The sequence below is a fragment of the Solidesulfovibrio fructosivorans JJ] genome (assembly GCF_000179555.1).
In the GTDB taxonomy this organism is placed as follows: Bacteria; Desulfobacterota; Desulfovibrionia; order Desulfovibrionales; family Desulfovibrionaceae; genus Solidesulfovibrio; species Solidesulfovibrio fructosivorans.
The window spans coordinates 121,600-140,258 of sequence record NZ_AECZ01000001.1 but is presented as its reverse complement, the minus strand read 5'-3'; the positions used below and the strand labels follow the sequence as shown (position 1 = coordinate 140,258).

The 18,659-nt window shown below is 62.4% G+C and carries 10 protein-coding genes and 1 tRNA gene; 7 read left to right on the top strand and 4 right to left on the bottom strand.

Annotated features, from left to right (window positions below):
• Positions 1-233: 233 nt before the first annotated feature.
• The 3 genes from DESFRDRAFT_RS00625 to DESFRDRAFT_RS22620 all read right to left on the bottom strand — a co-directional run bounded on the left by DESFRDRAFT_RS00625 (position 234) and on the right by DESFRDRAFT_RS22620 (position 3,120).
• On the bottom strand, positions 234-1,964 hold the full coding sequence (locus tag DESFRDRAFT_RS00625) for a DNA primase family protein (RefSeq protein ID WP_005990114.1): 1,731 nt from the start codon (positions 1,962-1,964) through the stop codon (positions 234-236).
• 301 nt (positions 1,965-2,265) lie between these two features.
• Positions 2,266-2,359, bottom strand: a tRNA-Sec gene (locus tag DESFRDRAFT_RS00620).
• Between the two features lie 197 nt (positions 2,360-2,556).
• Positions 2,557-3,120 (bottom strand): methyl-accepting chemotaxis protein, encoded by a 564-nt coding sequence (locus DESFRDRAFT_RS22620; protein ID WP_407918611.1) that lies wholly within the window; start codon positions 3,118-3,120, stop codon positions 2,557-2,559.
• A 647-nt stretch (positions 3,121-3,767) separates the two neighbouring features.
• On the opposite strand from DESFRDRAFT_RS22620, the gene DESFRDRAFT_RS22615 reads away from it, so the two are divergent.
• Positions 3,768-4,064, top strand: a complete 297-nt coding sequence (locus DESFRDRAFT_RS22615) for a hypothetical protein (RefSeq protein WP_199533100.1) — start codon at positions 3,768-3,770, stop codon at positions 4,062-4,064.
• Between the two features lie 31 nt (positions 4,065-4,095).
• On the opposite strand, the gene DESFRDRAFT_RS22610 is transcribed toward DESFRDRAFT_RS22615, so the two are convergent.
• Positions 4,096-4,818: a bacteriohemerythrin gene (locus DESFRDRAFT_RS22610; RefSeq protein WP_199533099.1), complete on the bottom strand. Its 723-nt coding sequence runs from the start codon at positions 4,816-4,818 to the stop codon at positions 4,096-4,098.
• Here DESFRDRAFT_RS22610 and DESFRDRAFT_RS00600 point away from each other — a divergent pair.
• From DESFRDRAFT_RS00600 to DESFRDRAFT_RS00575, 6 genes are all read left to right on the top strand, one after another.
• The gene (locus DESFRDRAFT_RS00600) at positions 4,802-8,215 is read left to right on the top strand and encodes a PAS domain S-box protein (RefSeq protein ID WP_005990108.1); all 3,414 of its coding nucleotides are present in this window, start codon (positions 4,802-4,804) and stop codon (positions 8,213-8,215) included. The two genes, DESFRDRAFT_RS22610 and DESFRDRAFT_RS00600, sit on opposite strands and share 17 nt — an antisense overlap.
• Positions 8,212-9,627: a sigma-54-dependent transcriptional regulator gene (locus tag DESFRDRAFT_RS00595; RefSeq protein ID WP_005990107.1), complete on the top strand. Its 1,416-nt coding sequence runs from the start codon at positions 8,212-8,214 to the stop codon at positions 9,625-9,627. Before DESFRDRAFT_RS00600 ends, DESFRDRAFT_RS00595 begins: the two co-directional genes overlap by 4 nt.
• A gap of 533 nt (positions 9,628-10,160) precedes the next feature.
• A complete protein-coding gene (gene nifJ / locus DESFRDRAFT_RS00590) occupies positions 10,161-13,802 on the top strand; it encodes a pyruvate:ferredoxin (flavodoxin) oxidoreductase (protein WP_005990105.1) in 3,642 nt (1,213 codons plus the stop codon).
• A 21-nt stretch (positions 13,803-13,823) separates the two neighbouring features.
• Complete coding sequence (locus DESFRDRAFT_RS00585) at positions 13,824-15,203, top strand: FAD-binding oxidoreductase (RefSeq protein WP_005990103.1); 1,380 nt, start codon at positions 13,824-13,826, stop codon at positions 15,201-15,203.
• Position 15,204: 1 nt separating this feature from the next.
• Entirely contained in the window at positions 15,205-16,509 is a 1,305-nt protein-coding gene (locus DESFRDRAFT_RS00580) for a (Fe-S)-binding protein (RefSeq protein ID WP_005990101.1), read from the top strand.
• A 38-nt stretch (positions 16,510-16,547) separates the two neighbouring features.
• A complete protein-coding gene (locus DESFRDRAFT_RS00575) occupies positions 16,548-18,659 on the top strand; it encodes an acetate--CoA ligase family protein (RefSeq protein ID WP_005990099.1) in 2,112 nt (703 codons plus the stop codon).

The following is an 18,659-nucleotide window of genomic DNA, read 5'->3' as shown; positions in this document are numbered from 1 at the left end:
GTTAAGTTTTTATAAAAAGTTACAGCTGTCGTTAGCCCTTTTAGCCCTTTTCCAGGCTATTCCCCCCTATGGGAATTTTTTTCTGATCCTTCAAAGCCACCTTTTTTCGTTCCATGCGCTTGCGCTTTAAAAAGGCCTAAAGGCCTAAATAAGTATAAAATATACATTATAATTTGTTTGTTTTATTGGTTAAAATCGATTTAGCCCTTCCATGGTGCAAGGTCTAAAAAGGGCTAAAAAGGCCTAAATGAACCCGAGTCATGCGCCTCCTGGTCATTGATGTCGCCTTCCTGCTTCCGCCATTGCGGCTTGATCCGTAGTCCCTTGTAATACGTGACATTACTCGGGATGCGTTCCAGTTCATTACGCTGCTTGAGATCCTTCCCAAGGGCGTTCTGGGACCAGATGGCTTTTGGCGGCATCATCTGCTCCTCGGCGCACCACTTGCGGAAGGCGAAGTAGATGTCCTTCATTTGCTCCTGGTTGTTGGAATCAGGGTCCGTGCATTCGCGCAGGAACTGGCCGACAATGTCCTGGTCGGTGCGGTACTGGTCCGTCTCAATGAGCACGGCCGGAGGGGCCGGCGGCATGTCGCCGGCCTTGAGCGCTTTGACGGCGCAGCGCACGATGTAGGCCATGATGCCGGGCATCTCCCTGGTCAGCGTCGGGTCGACGATGCGGGACCGGGACTTGGCGTGGTAGATGTGGTGATCCGGGTCCTCGGGACCGTCCTTTTCCGCGATGAACTTGGCCCGGAAGGGAATGACCTTGATGCGCTTGTAAAACGCATCATCGTTGCCCGACGCCTTGGGGATATGGTTGCTGTGCATGATGAGGGTCAGCTCGGGATTGAACTCGATGATGTCTACGGCGTTGATGCCGCGAGCCTCGAGGCGGTCGCCACCGGAGCAGATGGACTTGATCTTGGCCATGGCGAACTGGTGCTTCTTGTCCGCCTCCGAGGTCACGGCCATGCGCAGGCCGCGCAGCTTGAGCATGGAAGGCGAAGGGCCGTCGGCCGATCGCATGAACTTCTCGTCGAGGATCGTTTCGACCTTGATCGTGCCGGCGAAGTCCCCCAGCACCTTGCGCAGCCACTCGAAGACGACGGATTTCGCGTTGTCGCCCTTGGGGCCGTAGGCGCAGAAAAAGTCCTTCGTCTGAAGGCCTGTGGCCGCGAAACCGACCATGTAGTCGAAGTAGTCGATGAGTTGCTTGTCGCGGCACAGCGCCTTGGAGATGGTGTCCAGGAAAAACGGCGCTTCGGCGTGGAGGTCGACGAACGGCGCGATAGCCGCCTTGTTGAAATACTGGAACGGGTCCGGGTCGAGGGGCTTGCCCTTTTCCAGGTCTACCACACAGTTTTTGCAAGGAAGAAGCGTCGGGCGTTGGTTCCATTCGTCGCCGGATATGGCCAGGGAACCGTCTCCGGAAGTGGCGGCCTCCCAGATCTTGCGGACGTAGGACGTGTCGCGGCAGGAATTGACGCGCTTGATCCAGGCCTCGGCGATCTTCTGGGCCTTTTTCACCAACGGCTTGAGCGACTTTTGCTCGTCCTTGGGCGCGGCATTGCACTCTTCCTCGACGGTTTTGGCCTGCTCCAGATAATGCCTGGCCCGGATGGCGTAGATGTCGGCGACGCCGAACAAGGCCTTGCGCCAATTGGCGTTTTTGTCGCGCAGCCAGTGCGTGCAGTTGAAACGGTAGGGCTTGTCCGCCACGGCGTCGTAGCAAATCTTGCCGCGCAGGAGCTTGATGGCGATGGCTGCATCACCGACGTTCTTCCAGCGAAACGCATCCTCGACATCGGAGACGGTGATGCCCGGAGCGATCTCGGTTTCGTCTGGGGCGACCTCCGATAGAATGGGATCTACCGGACGGTAGGAAGCCTCGACGGACACTGCCGCACGGACCTGTTCGCGGATGGCGGCGGGATCGGTGAGCGACTTATCGTCACCGCCCATGGCGACACACCGTGTTACGCGTCAGCCGAGGAATGACACCCGCGAGAAAATTCCATTTTTCCACGGGATTTGTTCCATCCCTGAGTGCCACGTGCCGGGGCGTGAAGGACCCCTGACGTTCGGCACTTAGGGAGGACCCGCAGCCGTTCGGCGCCTCAGAAGGATTATAGCGACATCTGGACGGCGGGTAACTTTGATGGGGGGCGCGGGGGGATAAAACTGCACCCAGTGGGACCGGAGTGGGACCAGGAGCGGTCCAGGATGAAGAAGAGTAGCGGCCAGAAAAACAAAAATCTAATGATGGCGGAAGCGTATAGGAGTCGAACCTACCGGACGCCTCGCGACGTCCCACTGGATTTGAAGTCCAGGCGCCACACCGGTGACGAAACGCTTCCGTAAGTTGTCTAGGATAGCCGGTTCCCGGATTTCGATCAACCCGTGGCGAGCGAGGCAACCAGCCCGAAACCCTTCATCCAACATGCTGGAAGGCCCAGGCCCCCAAAAGGGCCGCGGCAGGTTGCAGACATCCGCCACGGCCCTTTCTCACAATCTTCCCGTCCGGCAAGGTACCGAAGGCCGCCGGGTGACGCCGTCATTTCGCTTCGGCCAGGGCGACAGGCTCCGTCGCTTCGGACGCGGCAGCGAGGAGGCGCGCCTTGCCGGCTTCGCCGACGAGTCGATGCAGCTCCCGACTGGCGTCATGGACTTGTTCGCACATGTCCTCTGTGTTGTCCGTCACGTTGATGGCGCACATATTGAGTTCAAAACCGGTGGCGCAGTGTTTTTCGGCCCGCTGGGCAATGTCCTTGATAGCCCGCGACGCGGTCACCATGGCCCCGGCGATGGCCTTGAACTTGCTCTCCACCGACTGGACCAGATCAAACGACGTGTCCAGTTCCCGGCGGGTGCTGGCCATGGACGCGACCGCCTGCTTGGAGCAAAAGCTGATGGCCTGGATGGTCGCATGCACTTCCCGGGTGGCGGTCAGGGTTTTTTCGGCCAGCTTTCGCACCTCGTCGGCCACGACAGCGAAACCGCGTCCGGCCTCTCCGGCCCGGGCCGCCTCGATGGCGGCATTGAGCGCCAGCAGATTGGTCTGGTCGGCAACATCCGAGATAAGGCCGGCCACGGTGCTGATGCTTTCGACCTGTCGCACGAGCTGGGACAGGATCTTTTGCAGCTGGTCATACGACGTGACCAACGTGCGGGATACCGCCGCGGTCCGATCGGCCGTCTCGAGGCCCTCGCGGGCGCGGTCGCCGGCCGTTGTCGCGGCCTGGGCCGTTTCCGCCGCCTGGGGGCCATCACGCGCACGTTGTCGGTCATTTCCTGGATGGTCTGCGCCACCTGGCCGGACTGTTCCTTGGACATATCCATCGTCGCGACCAGCCCCTCCAGGGATTTCCCGATGTCCCGGGCCAGCGCCTCCAAGGCGGCAGCCTGCGCGCCGACCCGGGCATTGGCGTCGCTTAGGGCGGCATGCCGGGTTTTCAAGCACTCGGCCTCGCGCTGCCGCTTCGTCACGTCCTGCAAGACACAGAGATAACAGCCGCCGTCCTTTTCCAACGGGACCACGTCGGCTTGCAACAGGCGTTCTCCCTGGGGGCCGTCCAGACGCAGGCCTTCCCCGGTCCACTCGCCGCTGCGAAGGTTTTCCCAGCTCCCGGCGCTGGTCCTGGCGCAAAAGGCCGCCACCGGATCGGCCGCGCCGGTCAGCCCCAGTCCCTGAAGGAAGCGTTCCATGGAATCGTTTTGCCAGCTCACTTCCCCCGAACAGATGACCGTCATGCAGGGAAAGGGCGGATGGGCGAGCAGGTCGAGAATCCTGCCCAGCTCCTCGCCGACAGCCAGCATGTGGCTGCGCAGCGCCGCGATCAGGCGGTCGGGGTCGCCTATCCCATCCGTCCCCAGCCCCCGTGGAAGCAGCGTGTTGAGGTCGTTTACCAAGTTCCTTTTTTCCCGGCGCGCGGTGAAAAGAGCTGCCAATTGAACCACGGCGCATACCCCCAGAAGGACAATCACTCCTGGCCGCCACCGCTCATCCCAAGCCAAAACGCCCCCTGCCGCCACGGCAAGACCCAGGGCAAGGGGCGCAAATGAGGTTGCAGGTGATGCCAGATGCATTGGCGCCTCAGTGTATGCCGCAGTTGTTTAAAAACGGCGCATACTTCTTGTCCGTTCCCTTGATGTGGTTCACCAGCCAGTTGGAAAGAAAATTGAGAATGTCCATGGACATGGCGCACTTCCCCGCCTTACAGTCCTGCTCCACTTGGACAACCTTGGCGACGAACTTGTCATGCTCTGTTTTATGCGGCTTGTAATCCGGATAATTGTTCGATTTCATGTACCGCTCCTCCAAGCCGAAGTGCGACGCCGCGTATTGCTTCATTTCCTTGACGATATGCACCATCACGGTTTCGGCTTTCCCCGCCTTCATGGCGTCATGAAGCTCATTGACCATGTCCACCAGCTTTTTGTGTTGCGAATCGATTTCCGCGATATTCACTGAAAGGCGGTCATTCCATGCGAGCAACGTTATGACATACCTCCTGTGTCGCCGGTCGCTCGGTTGATCGACCGGGCTCCGATATAAGATTAATAAAACATAATTTATCCTATATTGAAAACCCGTACAAGCCCGAAATTGCCATGCTTTTGTCAACACACCGAAAAAGTTAACATTAAAAATATAAAAAAACGTGATAAAAAGTGCGCGGCGCGGGTCCCGCCCAAAGACCGATGCGAAGCCCGCTCCCTTGACTTCCCGGGCGGCCAAGGCAAGAATATTCGGACGCATGGTCCAGCCTGCGCCAACGCCCCCCATCCCGCGAGCACCCATGGCCCGACGGCTCATTTTCTGCCTGCTTTTGGCGGCCTCATTCTGGCCGGGCTCGGTTGCGGCCGAAAAAATCCGCAAAAACGTCCTCTACTTCAATTCCTACCAGAACGGCTACCAGTGGTCCGACGAGATACTCTCCGGCATCCGGGCCGGATTCGCGCATTCCGAATACAACGTGGATCTGCAAATCGAGTACATGGACTCGAAGAAGTACACCGATCCCGTGTTGCGCAAAATGCTCCACGACTTTTACAAGCTCAAATACCGCAACACCCATTTCGAGGTCATCCTGGCCTCGGACAATTTCGCCTTCAACTTCCTGCGGCAATATCAAAACGAGCTTTTCCCCGGCACGCCGGTCGTATTTTGCGGCGTCAACGATTTTCATCCCGACTGGCTCACCGGCCATCCCAATTTCACGGGCGTGCTCGAGGAGCCCGACATCCGTGAAACCCTGGAATTGGCCCTGCGCTTTCATCCCAACCGCCGCCGGCTCATTATTTTCGGCGACACTTCCGTAACCGGCGTGGCCATCGGCAACCAGATCAAGGCCGTGGAACCGGATTTCGCCGGCCGGCTGCGCTTTGAGTTCCAGGACAACCTGACCCTGCCGCAAATCCTCGACACCGTGCGCAAACTGCCCGGCGACGCCATGATCTTCCTCATCCCTTTTTATAAGGATACGCAAAAGGACGTCTATTCGGTCACCGAGGTCCTGGCCGCCATCCGAGCCAATTCCGACGTGCCCATCTACAGCGCCTGGCGGTTCATGCTCGGCCACGGCATTGTCGGCGGCAAGCTGCACAGCGGCTTCGAGGAAGGCCGGCTGGTGGCGGACATGGCGGAAAAACTCCTCCACGGCGCAACCGTCGCCTCCCTGCCCATCGTCACCAAAACCGCGGACAGCTACATTTTCGACTACAAGGAGATGCTGCGCCTCGGCATCACCACGGATAAGCTGCCGCCGGGCTACACGCTCATAAACGAGCCCTACCCGTTCTACCACATCAACATCGCCGTCTTCTGGACCATCATCATAAGCTTTCTCATCCTGTGCTACGTCATGGTCCTGCTCGTGACCAACATCCTGCGCCGACGCTCGGTGGAGGAAAAGATCAAGGACCAGCTTTCCTTCATGGAAACGCTCGTCAACACCATTCCCATTCCGCTCTATTTCAAGGATGCCGCCGGAGCCTACCGGGGCTGCAACCCGGCCTTTCGCCACTGGTGCGGCCTACCCGGGGAGGCCGAGACGACGTCGCGCGCCTTCTCCGAAGTGCCTGATGCCCCCCTTTCCCGCTTCCTGGACCGCGACGACGCATCCCTTCTGCGCGAGCCCGGCGTGCGCGTCGGCGAAGCCGAACTCCTCGACGCCCAGGGCCTGCCCCATTCGGTCATTCTGCACCGGGCGGTCTACGCCAGCGCCAAGACCGAAATCGCCGGCCTGGTCGGCGTGCTCTACGACGTGTCAGAGCTGAAGAAGGCCTCGGAAAAACTGCGGTTGGCCGAGGAAAAATACCGGGGCATCTTCGAGAACTTGGCCCTCGGCATTTTCCGCATGACCCCGGACGGCCAGGCCGTGGACGTCAACCCGGCCCTGCTGGCCATGCTCGGCGTAAAAAGCCTGGACGAACTGACCAGACGCCGGGGCAATCTGGTCGAGGTCCTTTTTTCCGGCCAGCAGCGCTTCGAGGAGCACATCAGCTCAGCGCTCGACGAACAGGCCACAGCCACCTTCGAGACATGGTTCGCCCGGCCCGATGCCGGCATCATCACGGCCAACGTCAACCTGCGTCTGGTGGCCGACCGCGAAGGCTACCTGGCCTATGTCGAAGGCGTGGTGGAGGACGTGACCAAGCGCCACGAGGCCGAGCGGGCGCTTCGGGAATCCCAGGAAATGCTGCGCATTGTCCTCGACAACATTCCCCAGCTCGTTTCCTGGAAGGACAAATCCCTGCGTTATATCGGGGCCAACCGGGCCTTTATCGAATTTTTCGGTTTTGCCGACCTGGACGAGCTCAAGGGCCGTGACGACTATGCCCTGCCCCTGAGCCGGGAGGACATGGACGCCGTGCGGGCCACGGACATCGACGTCATGCGCAACAACCGCACCGTGGCCGGGGAGCTGGCCGCCCGCAACGTGCGCGGGGCCGACGTGCTGCTCGAGATCAAGAAGGTGCCGCTCCACGACGATCGGGGGGCGGTGGTGGGTGTGCTGTCCACGTCCGAGGACGTGACCCAGAAAGTGAGTCTGGAGCGCCAACTGCTCCAGTCCCAGAAGATGGAGGCCATCGGCACCCTGGCCGGCGGCATCGCCCACGATTTCAACAACATTCTCACTTCCATCATCAACTCGGCCGAACTGGCCCTGCTCGACCTGCCCGAAGACGAGCCCATCGGGGACGATATGCGCCGGGTGCTCAAGGCCGGCCATCGCGGCAGCCGGCTGGTCAAGCAGATCCTGTCCTTCACCCGGCCGTCCCAGGCCGGATTCGCGGCCATAAACGTGGCCGATGTCGTGGGAGAGGCGGCGGGGCTCATCAAGGCGTCCGTGCCCCGCAACATCAAGATCGTGCTCGATGTGCCGGAGCGGGCCGTGACCTGCCGGGCCGACCCCACCCAGCTCCACCAGATCGTCATGAACCTGTGCACCAACGCCTTTCAGGCCATGCGCGAGACCGGCGGCCTGCTGACCGTGTCCCTGGCCGAGGAAGCCCTCGACGAGACGCAGGCCGGCCATGTCGGCGCGCGGGCCGGCCGCTATGCGAAACTCTCCATCGTGGATACCGGCCCAGGCATCCCGCCGGAAATCCTGGACAAGATTTTCGACCCGTTTTTCACCACCAAGCAGAAGGGCGAAGGCACGGGGTTGGGGCTCGCCGTGGTTCGCGGCATTGTCAAAAGCCATCGCGGCGCGGTGCGGGTGGTGAGCCAGCCCGGCACGCGCACGGACTTCGACGTCTATCTGCCACTGCCGGCCGAGGCCGACGCCGTGCCGCCGCCCCAGATCGACCCTCCCAACAAGGGCCGTGACCGCATTCTTTTCGTCGAGGACGACGAGGACCAGCGTATCACCATTCCCCGCGTCCTGGCCCAACTCGGCCACGAAGTCTCGGCCCACGGCGGCGGCGCCTCGGCCCTGGCCAAGCTCGCCCTTGACCCGCAGGCCTTCGACGTGTGCATTACAGACTACGACATGCCGGACATAAACGGCCTGGAGCTGGCCAGCAAAATCGCCGCCATCCGGCCCGACCTGCCCGTGATCCTCGTTTCCGGCCGCCTGGGCGACATCGAGCAGCGGGAAGTCGCCGGCAACATCAAAAAAATCGTGCTCAAACCCTACAACCAGGCGATCATCTCCGCGGCCATACGCGAAGTGCTCGACGCCAAACCGCAAACCAAAGCCGCATGAAATCCGTCTGCATCATCGACGACGACCCCGAAGTCCGCGACACCATCGCCAGCCTCACCCGCAAGATGCGCCTGACCAGCGAATCCGCCGGCACCCTCGCCGCCGGTCTGGACCTGCTCGCCAGCGACAATTTCGACGTGCTGTTTCTGGACGTGCGCCTGCCCGACGGCAATGGCCTGGCCGCCTTGCCCGAGATCAAACGCCTGCCGGACGCGCCCGAGGTCATCATCCTCACCGGCATCGGCGACCCGGACGGGGCGGAATTGGCCATCCAGGAGGGAGTCTGGGATTATCTGGTCAAACCCTCGCCGATAAAACAGATCATGCTGACGCTCAAGCGCGCCCTGCGCTACCGCGAGGAACGGCATTGCGACCGACCGCCCGTGTCCCTCACCCTTTCCGGGTGTGTCGCGGCAAGCCCCCGCATGCAACCCTGCCTCGACCAGGTGGCCCATGCGGCCGGGTCGAACGCGGCCGTGCTCATCACCGGCGAAACCGGCACCGGCAAGGAGCTTTTCGCCCGGCTCATCCACGCCAACAGTTCCCGGGCACAGGGAGCCTTCGTCACCGTGGACTGCGCGGCCCTGACCGAAACCCTCGTCGAGAGCACGCTGTTCGGCCACAAAAAAGGCGCCTTCACCGGGGCCGACGCCGACCGGGTGGGTCTGGTGCAGCTGGCCAACGCCGGCACGCTGTTTCTGGACGAGGTGGGGGAGATGCCCCTTTCCCTGCAAAAGACCTTTTTGCGGGTGCTCCACGAAAAGACCTTTCGCTCCGTGGGGGCGGTCGCCGAAAGCAAGAGCGATTTCCGCCTCATCGCCGCCACCAACCGCAACCTGGAGGCTATGGTCGAGGCGGGGCAGTTTCGCCGCGACCTCTATTTCCGGCTCAAGACCATCGGGCTCGCCCTGCCGCCGCTTCGCGAGCGCCCGGAGGACATAAAACCCCTGACCCTCACCTTCGTGGACGGGCTTTGCGTCGAGTACAACCTGCCGCCCAAGGGCTTTGACGCGGAATTTCTGGCCATGCTCGAGGCCTACGACTGGCCGGGCAATGTGCGCGAACTGCGAAACGTCCTGGAGCGGGCCTTTCTGGCCTCGGGCCGGGAAAAAACGCTCTACAGCATGCACCTGCCCCGGGACCTGCGCATCAAGGTGACGAAGTCCAGCCTGGAAAAGGGTCGGCAGGCGGGGGGGCAGCCCCGGCCCGAACCCGCCGTCGGGCCCTCCGCCGCGTTCCCCGCTCCCCGTCAGTCGCTCAAGGACTTCAAGGAGGCCATGGAACGGCGATACCTGGAAGGACTGCTGCGGGAACACGGCCGCGACGTGGCCGCCATGATCGCGGTTTCCGGGCTTTCCCGGTCCCACTTCTACGCCCTGCTCAAGAAAAACAATCTGGCCATTCCAGACTGACCCTTCCCTGCCTGGCCCGACCGGGTACGGTTTCACCACTGTGGCCAGGGCCTGGCTGGACCGTCACCGGATGCCCGCCAGCAAAAAAAGTCCCTTCCCATGCGACAGGACGCAAAACACGTCTTTCCCGGACACCAATTGCGATTTTTGTAACAAATCCCTTTTCCGGCTTTTTCCCGTGCCATCCGATGGCGTTTGTGGCATCAATCAGCGGGAATCCCTTTCCCTGCGGACAAGGAGGCTATTGGTGTCTGATTTTTCAGACGAATGCCGCCCGTCTGGAATTCCGGACAACGCCCATTCATGGGTCCCGCTTTACGAAACCATACATTTCGCGGTATTAGGCTGCGTAGCGGTATCCGAAAAATCGGATACCCCTCGCGCATCAGAGCCTGGAGTGGGTTCATCGAATCGACAACTCATCGAAGTCTAAATGTCTTTTAACAATTGGCACGGGGTTTGCCTGGAGGGAAGCGTCGACGCCGACCTCCTTTTGTTCGGTCGAACGACAACATTTTCAAGGAGACTTGAGCATGGCCAAGAAGATGAAAAGCATGGACGGCAATACCGCCACCACGCACGTCGCGTACGCTCTAAGCGACACGGCGGCCATTTATCCCATCACGCCCTCGTCCACCATGGGCGAGATCGCGGATGAATGGGCGGCCAAGGGACTCAAAAACATCTTCGGCCAGACTGTGACCATCCGGGAGATGCAGTCCGAGGCCGGCGCCGCCGGCGCGGTACACGGCTCGCTTGCGGCCGGAGCCCTGACCACCACCTTCACCGCCTCCCAGGGCCTGCTGCTCATGATCCCCAACATGTTCAAGATCGCCGGCGAACTGCTGCCGGCCGTCTTCCACGTGTCGGCCCGGGCCGTGGCCACCCATGCCCTGTCGATCTTCGGCGACCACTCCGACGTCATGGCCGCCCGCTCCACCGGCTTCGCCCAGATCGCCTCGGCCTCGGTCCAGGAATGCATGGACATGGCCCTGGTCGCCCACCTGTCCGCCATCGAGGGCAGCGTGCCCTTCGTCCACCTCTTCGACGGCTTCCGGACCTCCCACGAGATCCAGAAAATCGAGGTCATCGACTATGAGGACATGAAGGGGCTCGTGAACATGGAGAAGGTTGCCGCCTTCCGCGCCCGGGCCATGAACCCCGAGCACCCGGACCTGCGCGGCACCGCCCAGAACCCCGACATCTTTTTCCAGGGCCGCGAACGCTCCAATCCCTACTACCAGCTTCTGCCCGGCATCGTCTCGGCCATGATGGACAAGGTCGGGGCCCTGACCGGCCGTCCCTACAAGCTTTTCGACTACGTGGGCGCGCCCGACGCCGACCGCGTGGTCGTGTCCATGGGCTCCTCGTGCGAGACCATCGAGGAAGTGGTCAATTACTTGAATGCCAAGGGCGAGAAGGTCGGCCTGGTCAAGGTCCGTCTGTTCCGTCCCTTCTCCCCGGACGCGCTGTTCAAGGTCCTGCCCGCCTCGGCCGAGGTGGTCACCGTCCTTGACCGCACCAAGGAGCCGGGCAGCCTCGGCGATCCGCTCTACGAAGACGTCTGCGCGGCCTTCGTCGAGCGCGGCGGCTCCATTCCCAAGCTCATGAGCGGCCGCTACGGCCTGGGCTCCAAGGAATTCCGCCCCGGCATGGCCAAGTCCATCTTCGACAACATGGCCGCCGCCGCGCCCAAGCGCCACTTCGTGGTCGGCATCGTGGACGACGTCTCCGGCAATTCGCTGCCCATGGGCGGCCCGCTGCCCACGGTCCCCGAAGGCACCGTGCAGTGCAAGTTCTGGGGATTCGGTTCCGACGGCACCGTCGGCGCCAACAAGTCGGCCATCAAGATCATCGGCGACAACACCGACCTCTACGCCCAGGGCTATTTCGCCTACGACTCGAAGAAATCCGGCGGCATCACCGTCTCCCACCTGCGCTTCGGCAAAAAGCCCATCCAGTCCACCTACCTGGTCGACTCGGCGGACTACATCGCCTGCCACAAGCCGAGCTACGTGCACGTCTACGACATCCTCGAAGGCGTGAAGGAAGGCGGCACCTTCGTGCTGAACTCTCCCTGGAACACCCCGGAAGAGCTCGAAAAGAACCTGCCGGGGCACATGCTGCGCGTGATCGCCGACAAGAAGCTCAAGGTCTACAACATCGACGCCGTGGCCATCGGCGAAAAGACCGGCCTTGGCGCGCGCATCAACATGATCATGCAGACGGCCTTTTTCAAGCTGGCCGGCGTGCTGCCCATTGAGCAGGCCATCAGCCTGCTCAAGGACTCCATCAAGAAGACCTACGGCAAGAAGGGCGACAAGATCGTCAACATGAACATCGCCGCCGTGGACATGGCCCTGGACGGCGTGGTCGAGATCGCGGTCCCGGCTTCCTGGGCCTCCGCCCCGGACGCCAAGGCCGCCGCCCCCGACGAGCCCGAGTACTTCAACAAGGTCATCCGGCCCATCCTGGCCCAGAAGGGCGACGAGGTGCCGGTTTCCGCCTTTGCCGAGAACGGCTCCTTCCCCGCCGCCACCTCCCAGTATGAAAAGCGCGGCGTGGCCATAAACGTCCCCCACTGGATCAAGGAAAACTGCATCCAATGCAACCAGTGCTCGTTCGTGTGCCCCCACGCCACCATCCGGCCCTTCCTGGCCGACGAAGCCGAAATGGCCGGGGCGCCGGCCTCCTATGATACCCTGCCGGCCACCGGCAAGGAGCTCAAGGGCCTTTCCTACCGCATGCAGGTCTTCCCCATGGACTGCATGGGCTGCGGCTCTTGCGCCAACACCTGCCCGGCCAAGCAGAAGGCGCTGGTCATGAAGCCCCTCGATGAGGAAATGGCGGCCCAGGTGGAAAACCACGCCTTCGCCATGTCGCTGAAAAACAAGGGCAACCTGGTCAAGCGCGAGAATCTCAAGGGCAGCCAGTTCTACCAGCCGCTGCTCGAGTTCTCGGGCGCTTGCGCCGGTTGCGGCGAGACTCCGTACGTCAAGCTTCTCACCCAGCTCTTCGGCGAACGCATGATGGTCGCCAACGCCACGGGTTGCTCCTCGATTTGGGGCGGCTCCGCGCCGACCTCGCCCTACGCCGTCAACGCCGAAGGCTTCGGCCCGGCCTGGAACAACTCGCTCTTTGAAGACGCGGCCGAATTCGGCTTCGGCTACAACATGGCCCTCAAGCAGCGTCGGGAAAAACTCGCCGACAACGTCGCCGCCGCGCTGGAAGGCTCGCTTTCCGACGACCTGCGCGCCGCCCTGGCCGGCTGGCAGGAGAAAAAGGACGATCCGGCCGCCTCGCGCCTCTACGGCGACCAGATGAAGTCCCTGCTCGACAAAAACGACCCGGCCCAGGCGGCCATCCTGGCCGACGCCGACATCTTCACCAAGAAATCCGTGTGGATCTTCGGCGGCGACGGTTGGGCCTACGATATCGGCTACGGCGGCCTCGACCACGTCATCGCCTCGGGCGAGGACGTCAACATCCTGGTCATGGACACCGAAGTCTACTCCAACACCGGCGGCCAGGCCTCCAAGGCCACCCCGCTCGGCGCCATCGCCAAGTTCGCCTCCGCCGGCAAGGTCACGGGCAAAAAGGACCTGGGCCGCATGGCCATGACCTACGGCTACGTCTACGTGGCCTCCATCGCCATGGGCGCGGACAAGAACCAGGCCCTCAAAGCCTTGCTCGAGGCCGAGGCCCACAAGGGTCCCTCCATCGTCATCGCCTACGCCCCCTGCATCAACCAGGGCATCCGCAAAGGTATGGGCAAGTCCATGGAGGAAGCCAAGCTGGCCGTGGAAACCGGCTACTGGCCGCTGTACCGCTTCAATCCGGAGCTTGCGGCCGAGGGCAAGAACCCGCTGACCATCGATTCCAAGGCCCCGGCCGGCGACTTCCAGGGCTTCCTCGGCGGCGAAGTCCGCTACGCGGCCCTGGAAAAGATGCACCCCGATATGTCCCTGCGCTACCGCACCACCATGGAGGCGGCCTACAAGAAGCGCTATAAGGAACTGGAATACCTGGCCTCCATGCCGGTCTTCGACGCCCCCGCCGCTCCCAAAACGGGCTCCGGCGACGCCGACTCCGCGTTTTGCGAGGCCGCTCCCGTGGCCGAACATGCCCGTCCGGCGGCCGGCGAGCCCTGCGACGAAGGCCGCTCCGGAAAATAAGCAACAAGCGAGAGCAACCACATGGACAACCATCTGTCCCAGAAGTTCGCGGAAATCGTCGGCAAGGAAAACGTCCTGGCCAGCGAAGTGGATCGCCATGCGTATTCCTATGACGCCGCGGTCCTCCCCCCGAAGCTCCCGGCCTTGGCTGTGCGGCCGGAGACGCCCGAAGCCCTGGGACGGGTGGTCGCCACCTGCAATGAACTCGGTTTGCCGCTGACCATACGCGGCTCGGGCACCAACCTCTCCGGCGGCACCATCCCGTCCGTCGGAGGGGTGGTGGCCTTAACCGGAGCGCTGAACAAGATCATCGAGATCAACGAAGCCGACATGTACGCCGTGGTCCAGACCGGCGTGGTCACGGCCAAGTTCGCGGCCGAAGTGGCCAAGCGCGGTCTGTTCTATCCGCCCGATCCGGGCAGCCAGGCCGTATCCACCATCGGCGGCAACGTGGCCGAAAACGCCGGCGGGCTTCGCGGCCTGAAATATGGCGTCACCAAGGACTACGTCATGGGGCTTAGCCTCTATGACGTGGACGGCGAGCTGGTCAAAACCGGCTCGCGCACCGTCAAGTGCGTCACCGGCATGAACCTGCACGGCCTTATGGTCGGCTCCGAAGGCACGCTGGGGGTCTTTAACGAGATCATCCTGAAGCTCGTGCCGCCGCCCAAGGCCAGCAAGGCCATGATGGCCATCTTCGACGACCTGGGAAAGGCGTCGGAGGCCGTGGCCGCCATCATCGCGGCCAAGATCGTGCCGGCGACCCTGGAATACATGGATGACTTCACCATCAAAACCGTGGAGGACTTCGCCCACGCCGGGCTTCCAACCGACGCCAAGGCGCTTCTTCTGATCGAAGTCGACGGCCATCCGGCCCAGGTCGAGGAAGAAGCGGCCGAGGTCGAGAGCATCTGCCAGCGTAGCGGGGCAACCCGCATCCACGTGGCCAAGGACGCGGCCGAGCGCAACAAGGTCTGGGAGGCCCGCCGGGCGGCACTGTCCGCCCTGGCCCGGGTCCGCCCGACCACAGTGCTCGAGGACGCCACCGTCCCCCGCTCGCAAATCCCGGCCATGGTCGGCGCGCTGGAGACCATCGCGGCCAAGTACCGGCTTACCATCGGCACCTTCGGCCATGCCGGCGACGGCAACCTGCACCCCACCATCCTGACCGACAAGCGCGATCACGAGGAGTGGAAGCGGGTCGAGGCGGCCATAGACGAGATCTTCGACGTGGCCCTGTCCCTTGGCGGCACGCTCTCGGGCGAGCACGGCATCGGCACGGCCAAGTCGAAGTACATGGTCAAGGAAGTCGGCAAGGGCTCCATCCTCTACGCCAAAAAACTCAAAGCGGCCCTGGATCCCAAGGGGATTCTCAATCCTGGCAAGATCACGGGGGAATGATATGAGCGAGATGCGCGAACTGGTCGGGCTGCTCAAGCAAATCGACGACCAGCTGGTCGTCTGCATGCGCTGCGGCATGTGCCAGGCTGTGTGTCCGCTCTACGCGGAAACCGGCCTCGAGGCCCACGTGGCCCGGGGCAAGATCGCCCTGCTCGAATGCCTGGCCGACGAGGTCATAAAAGACCCGGCCGGGGTCAAGGAACGCCTGGACGCCTGTCTGCTGTGCGGCTCGTGCCAGGCCAACTGTCCAAGCGGCGTCAAGGCCCTGGACATCTTCCTCAAGGCCCGGGCCTTTCTGACGGGCTACTACGGCCTGCCGCCGGTCAAGCGGGTCATCTTCCGGGGGCTTTTAAAAAATCCCCGGCTGTTCGACTCGGTCATGGCCATCGCGGCCAAGTTCCAGGGCATCTTCACCCGCCCCGTCAACGACGCCATCGGCTCTTCGTGCGCCAGGGTCTTTTCCAAACTGCTCGAGGGACGGCATTTCGCCCCCCTGGCAAGCGCCCCGCTGCACGCGAGCCAGGCCGAACGCGACGCCCCCCGGGGCCCTTCCGGGCTCAAGGCGGCGTTTTTCTACGGCTGCGTGGTGGACAAGATGTTCCCGCGCATCGGCGAGGCGGTTCTTCAGGTCTGCGATCACCACGGGGTTGGGGTCTACATGCCCCACCGTCAGGCCTGCTGCGGCATCCCTGCCCTGTCCTCGGGTGACAGCAAGACCTTCGAGGCCCTCGTGGCCCACAATATGGCCCTTTTTGGGGACCATGACTTCGACGTGCTGGTGACGCCCTGCGCCACCTGCACTTCCACCATAAAGAAGATCTGGCCGCTTATGGCCACCGGCCTGCCCGAGTCCACGCGGATCAAGATTCGGGAACTCTCGGCCAAAGTTAAGGACATAAGCGCCTTCCTCATCCAGGACGTGGGGGTGACGCCCCCCGTCGGCGCAACCATCGGCAAGGAGGTGACGATCACCTATCACGATCCCTGCCATTTGAAGAAATCCTTGGGCATTTCCGCTGAGCCCAGGGCCCTTATAGCGGCCAACCCGCACTATCGACTCATCGAGATGGAAGGGGCGGATTCTTGCTGCGGATCCGGCGGCAGCTTCACCCTGCAGCACTACGACCTGTCCAAACGCATCGGCAAGCGCAAGCGGGACAATATCGTGGCCACAGGCGCATCCGTCGTCGCCACGAGTTGCCCGGCCTGCATGTTGCAAATAGGGGACATGCTGTCCCAGGCCGGCGACAGTCTGGCCATACGGCATCCGGTGGAAATCTACGCGGAGACCCTGGCCGGACGGTAAAGGCGTTCCGGTCGCAAACAGGCGAGCGAGGTAGCCGAATGAGTTTTAAAGAGAATATCCACGCGCTTTTTGCGCCCAAAACCGTAGCCGTCATCGGCGCGTCCGATAAGCCAGGAAAAGTCGGCCATACGGTGGTGCAAAACATGCTGGATGCGGAATTCAAGGGAACATTGATTCCCGTCAATCCCAAATCCGATACAATCCTGGGCCTTCCCGTCACCAAAAACATCGAGGACCTTCCCGAGGGCCTTGACCTGGCCGTCATCGTCGTCCCCGTGAAGGCCGTTGTGCCTTCCATGGAGGCGCTGGCCGCCCGCAAGGTCCGTTCCGTCATCATCATCACGGCGGGATTCAAGGAAGTCGGCCGCGAAGGCGCTGTCCTCGAGCAGCAACTTATTGAAATTTGTACGAAAAATGACATCGCCATGGTCGGCCCCAACTGCCTGGGGCTCCTCAGCACCCATGACGACAACAACGCCTCCTTTGCCGCCGGCTATCCGAAGAAAGGCTCCATCGCCTTCTTCTCCCAGTCCGGCGCGCTGTGCACCGCCATCCTCGACTGGGCGCTCGGCGAGGAAGTCGGGTTTTCCAAGTTCGTGTCCATGGGCAACATGGCCGTGGTCAACGAAGCCAACATGCTGGAATACCTGCGCACCGACCCGAACACCAAGGTCATCCTGGGCTATATCGAAAACGTCTCCAATGGCGCGGACTTCATCGAGCAGGCGGCCAAGGTCTGCCGGGAAAAGCCCGTCATCATGATCAAGTCCGGCACCACCACCGCCGGCGCCAAGGCGGCCTCCTCCCACACCGGGGCCATCGCCGGCTCGGACGCGGCCTACACCGCCGCCTTCCGCAAGACCGGCGTCATCCGCGCGGGCGACATGGGCACGCTCTTCGATCTGGCCATGGCCTTCTCCACCCAGCCCCTGCCCGAAGGGCCCGGAGTGTGCGTGGTCACCAACGCCGGCGGTCCCGGCATCCTGGCCGCCGACGCCATCGAAAAATCGTCGCTGCTCAACATGGCCCGCCTGTCGAGCAACACCATCGAGCGGTTCAAGGAGTTCCTGCCCCCTTACGCCGCGCTCTACAACCCGGTCGACCTCGTGGGCGACGCCCCGGCCGAGCGCTACCGCAAGTCACTCGAGGTGGTGGTCGAGGACCCGCAGGTGCACTCCATCCTGGTCCTTCTGACCCCCACGGCCTCGGCCCAGATCGTCGAGACGGCCCAGGCCATCATCGATGTCTCCAAGACCACGAAAAAACCCATCTTCGTCAACTACATGGGTGGCATGCGCACCAAACCCGGCGTGCGCATGCTAAACGACGCCAGCATCCCCTGCTCGGTCTACCCCGAGCCGCTCATTGCCAGCATCGAGACCATGTACAAGTACTACCTCTGGCGGCAGACCCCGGCCCAGGAATATCCGGAGATCCGGCGCAACCGCCAGAAGGCGCGCCTGGTCATCAACGAGGCCCGGTCCAAGGGCGCGACCGAAGTGGTCGAGTTCCAGGCCCAGGAAGTGCTGCGCGCCTATAACCTGCCCACCCCCAACACGGTGCTGGCCCGCTCGTCCGACGAGGCCGTGGCCGGCGCGGAAAAGATCGGCTACCCGGTCGTTCTCAAGATCGCCTCGCCGCAGATCTCCCACAAATCCGATGTGGGCGGCGTCAAGGTGAACCTCGCCGATGCCGAGGCCGTGAAAAACGCCTTCTTCGACATCACGGCTCGCGCCCAGCGTATGCGCCCCGAGGCGTATATCGCCGGTTGTCTGGTCCAGGAAATGGCCCCCAAGGGCTGCAAAGAGATCATCATCGGGTTCAAGCGCGACGAGCAGTTCGGTCCGCTTCTGATGTTCGGCCTCGGCGGCATCTACGTGGAAGTCCTCAAGGACATCGCCTTCCGCCTGGCCCCGCTCGGGCGCGACGACGCCAAGGGAATCATCCGCGAAATCAAGTCGTACATGCTCCTCAAGGGCGTGCGCGGCGAGCCGCCGGTAAACTTCCAGGCCATCGAGGACATCCTGCTCACCATGTCGGAACTGGCCCTGGATTTCCCGGAAATCCAGGAAGCCGAGTTCAACCCGGTGCTGGTCAACGCGGAAAAGGCCGTGGTCGCAGACGTGCGGATCACCCTGAGCGCAAAGTAA